The organism is Pseudomonas sp. TJI-51 (assembly GCF_000190455.2).
In the GTDB taxonomy this organism is placed as follows: Bacteria; Pseudomonadota; Gammaproteobacteria; order Pseudomonadales; family Pseudomonadaceae; genus Aquipseudomonas; species Aquipseudomonas juntendi.
This window is the reverse complement of sequence record NZ_AEWE02000146.1, coordinates 1-1866: the sequence shown is the minus strand read 5'-3', so window position 1 is coordinate 1866 and position 1866 is coordinate 1. Positions and strand designations below refer to the sequence as shown.

Genomic DNA, 1866 nt, shown 5'->3' with positions numbered 1-1866 from the left:
GAATCTCCCACAGGTACTGCGCAAAGCTCAGGTGTTGTGTCGCGATGGGCTGCGCAGCAGCCCCGGGATGCCGTAACCTCGCGCTTGACGTTAAACTGTCATCTCCCCAGCAATGGACAGGAGATCCGGCGTGACCCCACCCCGCAGTTTCCCCAGTGACCTCTGCCTCGACAGCCCGCGCCTGCAACTGCGCCCCATGCGCCATGCCGATGCCGCGCAGTGGCTGGCGATCATGGCCGACCCCGAGGTCATGCGTTATTGGCACCATGCCCCTTGGCAAAACCTGGCCGAGGCCGAAAGCGCCCTGGCCGCCGACCGCGAAGCCTATGCCAATGGCGACCAGCTCAAGCTGGGTATGTACCGCCGCGACAACGGTGAACTCATCGGCATGGTCCAGCTGTTCAACATCGACGATGTTTCCCGCCGTGGCGAGATCGGCTACTGCCTGGCCAGCGCCGTGCAGGGCAGGGGCTACATGGACGAAGCGCTCACCTGCTTCATCGATTACCTGGCCAACACCCTGCACATGCGCCGCCTGGAAGGTGAGATCGACCCGCGCAACCAAGGCTCGGCACGCACCCTGGAACGGCAAGGTTTCGTGCTTGAAGGCACCCTGCGGGCGCGCTGGTGCGTGGCCGGTGAGTTGTCCGACTCCGGCATCTATGGTCTGCTGCTTGAGCCCCCGGTCGCCTAGGAATTTGCCCTTTGCCCGTTTTCTACCTGAGCATCAGCCTGCTGCTGTACTTGCTCGCCCTGTTCTTCAACGGCGCGCACATGAATGGCGGGCATCACATGCCGGCGCTGCAGATGCTGCTGTACGGGCCATGGGGCTTGCCCTTCGGCTTGCACCAATGGTTTGCCAACCCGCTGCTGGCGTTGGCCATCCTTGCCCACCGGCGCTTTCGCCGGCTGGCATTGCTGGCCGGGTTGGCGGCGGTTTACCTGGCGGGCAGCAGCTTCGGCATCACCCGTCTGCCGGATAACCAGACTTATGAATTCCATGACCTGAGCGGATTTGGTGCCGGCTTCTACCTGTGGCTGGCGGCGATGGGCGTGTTCTGCCTGGGCCAGGCCTGGCATTGCTGGAAGGCCCGCAGCGCTGAGGACATGCCCGGTTGGAACTGGCTTGATGTGGCCTTGATTGCGGCGTTGGGTGTGGCGGTTTATGCCGCCACACAGATGCCAGCGCTGCAATTCGAGCCGGGCAAGGTGCTGATGCCGCCGGTGCAACCCCAGACGCTTTGATACCTAAAAGGAGAGTAGGCATGTGCAAGCAATACCTGGCAGGGCTGGCACTGACCTGCGTGCTGCCATTGGCCGTGGCCGATGACTACACGGCGGCGTACGTGCAGTGCATGGACAAGGCCTCCAGCACGGTGGCCATGAGTGAGTGCATCGGGGCCGAGACGCAGGTGCAGGACCAGCGCTTGAACCGGGTGTACAAGCAACTGATGGGCAAGCTGGATGCCGGGCAGCAGAAAAGCTTGCGCGATGTGCAGCGCAAGTGGCTGGTGTACCGCGATGGCAATTGCCAGTTTCATGTGCAGGCCAGTGGCGGGACCATGGCGCAGCTGGAAGGCGGTACCTGCATGATGAGCATGACCCGCGACCGCGCGGCGGAGCTGGAGCGGGTGCTTAGCCCGGGGCAGTGAGTTGCCTGTACGGGCCTCTTCGCGGGCATGCCCGCTCCCACAGGGGTAGTGTTGGGAGCAACTGACTTGTATTGCCTGGACTGGCCTCATCGCCGGCAAGCCAGCTCCCACATGGATTGCGCCAGCTTATGGCTTTTGAGCAAGACAGTTGCTCCCCCAGGGATTGCACAGGATTTGAAGTCGATGCGATCGAGGTGGGAGATTCTATGGTTTC

Annotated in this window: 3 protein-coding genes; all 3 read left to right on the top strand. The window is 62.8% G+C overall.

The annotated features are described in order from the left end of the window. The first annotated feature begins 130 nt into the window (after nt 1-130). From G1E_RS24970 to G1E_RS24960, 3 genes are read left to right on the top strand one after another with little or no spacing between them, the layout of a single operon-like run. Nucleotides 131-694, top strand: coding sequence for a GNAT family N-acetyltransferase (locus G1E_RS24970; protein WP_009681616.1), 564 nt, complete (start codon nt 131-133; stop codon nt 692-694). Nucleotides 695-705: 11 nt separating this feature from the next. Beyond that, the gene (locus G1E_RS24965) at nt 706-1245 is read left to right on the top strand and encodes a hypothetical protein (RefSeq protein ID WP_009681617.1); all 540 of its coding nucleotides are present in this window, start codon (nt 706-708) and stop codon (nt 1243-1245) included. Between the two features lie 20 nt (nt 1246-1265). Then, on the top strand, nt 1266-1652 hold the full coding sequence (locus G1E_RS24960; RefSeq protein ID WP_009681618.1) for a lysozyme inhibitor LprI family protein: 387 nt from the start codon (nt 1266-1268) through the stop codon (nt 1650-1652). Nucleotides 1653-1866 lie beyond the last annotated feature (214 nt).

Bases quoted from the DNA above. Each gene is read 5' to 3' on its own strand.
- G1E_RS24960 (WP_009681618.1), top strand. From the start codon at position 1,266: ATGTGCAAGCAATACCTGGCAGGGCTGGCACTGACCTGCGTGCTGCCA.